Origin of the sequence: Yokenella regensburgei (assembly GCF_003634235.1) — a bacterium.
Classification (GTDB): domain Bacteria; phylum Pseudomonadota; class Gammaproteobacteria; order Enterobacterales; family Enterobacteriaceae; genus Yokenella; species Yokenella regensburgei.
Window position 1 is genome coordinate 279,237 of the sequence record NZ_RBIZ01000007.1, and the last position, 4,963, is coordinate 284,199.

Sequence of the window (4,963 nt, forward strand, 5' to 3'; positions counted from 1 at the left end):
CAGGGGGACACAAAAGACACTATACAAAAGACAATAAATACAAATACCCAAACCCACGAAGTGGGCTTGTCTGGTGATGAAAAATTAACACCCCGTCAGAAAGGCACAAACCCTCGTGCCAAGAAAACAAATCCACGTTCTGCAATTCCAGAGTTCGATCGCGAGCGCTTCAAGAACACCTGGAACTGCAAAGCACAGAAGTTTGGCATTCCAACAGTGAGAAGCATCACCACCTCAACTGAGGCTGGTATTAAGCGACTGTGGCAATCCTACCTGAAGCAGTGCAAGGAGCTTGGCAAGGAACCAAACGACATAGACAACTTCCTGAACGGCTATATCGAACATGGGTATCAGCCAACGCGCTGGGCCTGCGGTGATAACCCAACAGGAACTAAATACGGGATTGAGACAGCACTCCGACAAGAGAAGATTGACCAGATTTTAGGAGCCGGTAACTGATGGACAGCTACGACTTTGAACACCAACTGGTAGGCTCGATGATGGTCAAGGGTGACCATATCGACTGCCGAGAAATAGCGGGTAAGCTTCCTGCTGATGCCTTCGAAAACTTCCACCTGCGCAGCATGTATCAGGCGATTATTACCCTGCTGAACAAGGCTGAGCCCGTGGACATGTTCACTGTGAAGGACGCTGTACCAACCACCACGAAGGACTTCGTTCTTGAGGTTGCCACTAAGTGCTCATCAGCTGCAAATATCCGCGGGTGGGCTAAAAGAGTTCGTCAGTGCTGGATGTTGCGTCGCGGCGAAGCTGACTTAAAACGTGCGGCCGGCATTCTTGCATCGGCTGGCACGCATGACATCAACGACAGAATTGCAGAGGTAGGCGGAATACTGGCCAAGCTTCAGTTTGAGACCAACGACAAGTTACCGCGCCGAATCGGTGATTTACTTGACGACTACATGACTGTTCTGGAGAACCGCATGCGCGGTGAGGAATCTGGTATGTATCTCCGTACCGGTATTCAACCGATGGATGAAGCTTACGGAGGTTTTGATAGAACAGACCTGATCATCATTGCCGGCCGTCCTGGTATGGGTAAGACAGAGCTGGCTATCAATATCGCAAACTCCATTGGCCGGCAGAAAGGTAAGGGATTGCTTATCTCGATGGAAATGTCAGATATGCAGGTCGTTGAACGTCATGTCGCAGACCGAGCCGGGTTGTCAGTAGGCACGTTGCGTAACCCTTTAGGAATGATTCAGGAGCACTACACGCGACTTACTGCTGCAACAGGAACTCTTCTGGAAGAGGATAACTACGTTATCGATGGCGCTTTTACAGTGGATGAGTGCATAGCACACGCTGAGCGTTTAAACATGGATGGAGGACTTAGCTTCCTGGCCATCGACTACCTCGGTCTTATTGAGAAACCGAAGGCAGACCGTAACGACCTGGCCATCGCTGAGATAACTCGCAAGCTTAAGCAATTCACTCTGCGTAACAAAGTTCCTGTAATCCTACTATCGCAACTTAACCGCGGCGTAGAGGGTCGTCAGGATAAGCGCCCAAATCTGTCAGACCTGAAGGACTCAGGCGCTATCGAGCAGGACGCAGACGTAATCCTCTTCCCATACCGAGATGAGGTTTACAACGACAACAGCAACATGAAGGGAATCGCAGAAATCATCGTTGGAAAGTATCGCTCTGGTCAGCCTCAGACTTTCTACATGGGCTGGAAGAATGGTCACTTCGTCAATATTGACCAACAGGAAGCCGCTAAGCGTTTTGCTGACAATGAGCGGGAAGCGCCGAAAACAGACTGGAGGGGATAATGGATTACAAAGACGCAGTTATTCGTGAAGACGCAATGGAATATCTGATTAGACATTACGCAGAGTTTCCAGCAGATGTTCCAGTTGGTCCGTCAAAAAACGTATCTGATCGCATGTTTATTAATTGGCGGTGGGTCCGCTGTCTTGATGGTGAAATTGTATTCGCTAATTGCATCCAAGAAGGAATCACAGCTAATGATTTCAATGCGAGGAAAGAAACTATGAGGATTGGTGCATGACACCCTACATCACAGAACTAATCACAGGCCTACTCATCACAGTAGGCCTTTTTATTATGGCGCATCTGACTAAGAGGTAATGGTATGAGTGAACCTAAATTTCCAGAGTTACCCGTTGATGTTCAGGTCGCACTGATTAATGCGGCAACAAATCTTTCTTGTACAAAAATTCAGGCAGTCGGTCGAAATTACAATGACAATCGAGACTGGTTTCAAAAGGAATATCAAAAAATCTGCGACACGCTTTACAAAGAAAACCGTGGGCGCTAACACCCCATCACATAGCTGACAGGAGAGGAATGATGATAGAGGCGTATTTTTATTACGAGCCAAGCACTAACAGCCATGTCCTCAGGCAGGGTGAAAGCAGGCAAGAATTCACTCCCGAACAATGGGTGGTAATCTGCATGGCAGCCAATAACTCGTTAGCAAATTCTGTATGTGATTTGCAGCATCTGCTCAAGTTCAAAAATCAACGCATTGAAGAGTTGAGCAATGAGCTGACGCGTATCAAGTCAAAGTGATGGAGAGGAATATGGACGAATCAAGAAAGACTTTCGAGCAATGGGCATCAAAGCAATTCAATATCTCAATAGACGAAATTGTTAATAAGCGAATGCTGGGTGATTACCTGAACAGCCCAGACCTACATAACTCATGGCAGGCGTGGATAGATAGCAGAGCAGCAATAGAAATTGAGCTTCCAAAGCCACATGCGCATCTCATTTGGATTCAGGCCGGTCATGCACCAGACGATTATTGGGATGATGTCGCCGTTTCTTATAGCGAAAAGGATAAATGTTGTGACGGTTCAGATCGCTATCCGGTGCACGCTGGATGGGAGATTGAAGAGGTTATCCGCGCCGCTGGAATCAAGGTTAAGGAGTGAGTATGAGCTATCTAGAGCCATGTCCATTTTGCGGAGCAGGAACAGCAAGTCTTGATGAAACAAAGCACTGGACCGGACAGCGCTACATAATCCTAAAAGCATACCTACGTCATTGGTGTGAAGACGGGCAAACAGAGATAAAAGTTACGCGTAAAACTCACCAAGAATGTATTGATGCATGGAATGAGATGATGAGCAATGCAAATCGAGATGATCAAGACCGCAGGGGGAGTATTCGCTCCGGCGTTTGAGCATGACTTACCCCGCCTTACCAAGTTCAAAAATGGTGAGATGTACACCGCCGAGTTCAAGTTAACCCGCAACCCAGCTTTCCACCGAAAGATATTCGCCTTCTTCAATTTCTGCTTCTCTCATTGGTGCGCTAATCGTGCCGGCCTTGAGCATGTGGACGAATCCACCCAATTTGACAGGTTCCGAAAAGACCTGACGATACTCGCTGGATTCTACGAGCAGACGGTGAGATTAAACGGTGATGTGAGAACGGAAGCAAAGAGCCTGGCATACGCCAGCATGGAAGCGGATGAATTCGAGCGTTGCTATAGCGCGATGATTAACGCAGCCATCAAGCATGTTTTTGGTAAGACGAAAGACCAGAACATACTGAATCAGCTCTACTCATTTTTCTGAGGAATCCTAATGGAATGAAAATGCAATGGTTTCATCACACTGATTTAACCACCACCGAAGCAAACGAACTCATCTCCCGCTACAACTCTCGCAATATCCAGACAAAGAAGACACTAAGCGCCGACCCAAGGCTTTGGGTGGTAGCTGCGTATCTTCCGTATAGCGAGCGTGAGCCGAGAGTGGACAAGAAATTTCAATCGAGGATTTGGCAATGATTACATCACTAGATGACGACTACGCAGACCGACTCGCTGACCTTCTCGAAGATATGGAAGGCGACGGCATAGATTCGGTTCAAATGATGATGAGCTGGATATGCGGTTATGTGCAGGGTCGATTAGAAGGCAAAGAAGGTAGCGCCTACATGTATCAGTTTGAAGATGCCGACATGGTTATTCAGATTACCGATCCGGAAGAGACAACGGCAGCGAGGTTGCATTGATATGGACTATTCAAAGTTAAGCGACGCAGAAATAGCGCAGAAAGTCTGGTTTTGGTGTAACCAGAATATCGAACATGACAATACCCTCTGCGGTCGAAGTGGCGGGGAAATGCTCTATGTAAAAAACAGCGTATGGACTGTATTTGATCCATGCAACAACCCGGCAGACGCATGGCCGATTATCGTAGCTAATAAAATCAACATCGAGTGGCATCAATGGAAAGATGACACTGATAAACCTTACGCACTGAGCAATGCAACAATGATTTCTAGGTATGACGATACTCCACTCCGCGCCGCAATGATTGTCTTCCTCATGATGCAGGACAAAGCCAATGCTAACCCATGACCAAATCACCAAATACCACGCAGATAGCAACTATCGCGCCGGGTACTGTGCAAGTTGTGGTGCTCAGCTATCAGGTGAGGTCTATTGCTGCGAAGAGTGCGCACATGAATCGTATATCGAAACAGACCCAAACGGAGTTATGCGGGAGGAAGATGATGAGTGAGTTACGGGTAGGTGGCTTGGCGATCATTATCATGAGCCTTAGCCCAGAAAACATCGGTAAGGTTGTCGGACTAGTAGAATTTATTGGCTGCATAGATAAAGGACCCCATCAAAATAGAAAAGATATTTGGAGAATACAGCCATATAGCTCATCTCTTGTTGGTCACAACGGGATAATTAAGACTGACCGCATCGCACGATGCCCGGGCCAGTGGCTCATGCCTATAGACGGAGAAAACTTATCTCAAGAAGATGAGCGACAGAAGGAATTGACCAATGGCTAAAGCACCCCGTCGAAAATGCAAAGTATGCAATGAATGGTTCCATCCGGCATTCTCAAATCAATGGTGGTGTAGTCCGGAACATGGAACTGAATTAGCAATAGAGCGACGAAGTAAGGAGAGAGAAAAAGCGGAGAAAGCAGCAGACAAGAAACGA

The 4,963-nt window shown here is 47.2% G+C and carries 11 protein-coding genes; all 11 read left to right on the forward strand.

The window, feature by feature from the left end; all coding sequences use genetic code 11:
• The first annotated feature begins 66 nt into the window (after nucleotides 1-66).
• Complete coding sequence (locus C7387_RS21465; protein WP_120817458.1) at nucleotides 67-459, forward strand: hypothetical protein; 393 nt, start codon at nucleotides 67-69, stop codon at nucleotides 457-459.
• A complete protein-coding gene (locus C7387_RS21470) occupies nucleotides 459-1,796 on the forward strand; it encodes a replicative DNA helicase (RefSeq protein ID WP_120817459.1) in 1,338 nt (445 codons plus the stop codon). The genes C7387_RS21465 and C7387_RS21470 overlap by 1 nt, the downstream gene beginning before the upstream one ends.
• Nucleotides 1,796-2,035, forward strand: a complete 240-nt coding sequence (locus C7387_RS21475; RefSeq protein ID WP_120817460.1) for a hypothetical protein — start codon at nucleotides 1,796-1,798, stop codon at nucleotides 2,033-2,035. Before C7387_RS21470 ends, C7387_RS21475 begins: the two co-directional genes overlap by 1 nt.
• 84 nt (nucleotides 2,036-2,119) lie before the next feature.
• Entirely contained in the window at nucleotides 2,120-2,305 is a 186-nt protein-coding gene (locus tag C7387_RS22925; protein ID WP_134436773.1) for a hypothetical protein, read from the forward strand.
• A gap of 29 nt (nucleotides 2,306-2,334) precedes the next feature.
• Entirely contained in the window at nucleotides 2,335-2,559 is a 225-nt protein-coding gene (locus C7387_RS21480) for a hypothetical protein (protein ID WP_120817461.1), read from the forward strand.
• 11 nt (nucleotides 2,560-2,570) lie between these two features.
• Nucleotides 2,571-2,924 (forward strand): phiTE_015 family protein, encoded by a 354-nt coding sequence (locus C7387_RS23230; protein ID WP_244922395.1) that lies wholly within the window; start codon nucleotides 2,571-2,573, stop codon nucleotides 2,922-2,924.
• 198 nt (nucleotides 2,925-3,122) lie between these two features.
• The gene (locus C7387_RS21490; RefSeq protein WP_120817462.1) at nucleotides 3,123-3,572 is read left to right on the forward strand and encodes a DUF1367 family protein; all 450 of its coding nucleotides are present in this window, start codon (nucleotides 3,123-3,125) and stop codon (nucleotides 3,570-3,572) included.
• 211 nt (nucleotides 3,573-3,783) lie between these two features.
• Nucleotides 3,784-4,014, forward strand: a complete 231-nt coding sequence (locus C7387_RS21500; protein WP_120817464.1) for a hypothetical protein — start codon at nucleotides 3,784-3,786, stop codon at nucleotides 4,012-4,014.
• A 1-nt stretch (nucleotide 4,015) separates the two neighbouring features.
• Entirely contained in the window at nucleotides 4,016-4,363 is a 348-nt protein-coding gene (locus C7387_RS21505) for a phage protein NinX family protein (protein ID WP_120817465.1), read from the forward strand.
• A gap of 152 nt (nucleotides 4,364-4,515) precedes the next feature.
• Nucleotides 4,516-4,809 (forward strand): hypothetical protein, encoded by a 294-nt coding sequence (locus C7387_RS21515; protein WP_134436770.1) that lies wholly within the window; start codon nucleotides 4,516-4,518, stop codon nucleotides 4,807-4,809.
• The coding region (locus C7387_RS21520; RefSeq protein ID WP_211326896.1) for a recombination protein NinG at nucleotides 4,802-4,963 on the forward strand (162 nt) is incomplete at its 3' end. The genes C7387_RS21515 and C7387_RS21520, both read left to right, overlap by 8 nt.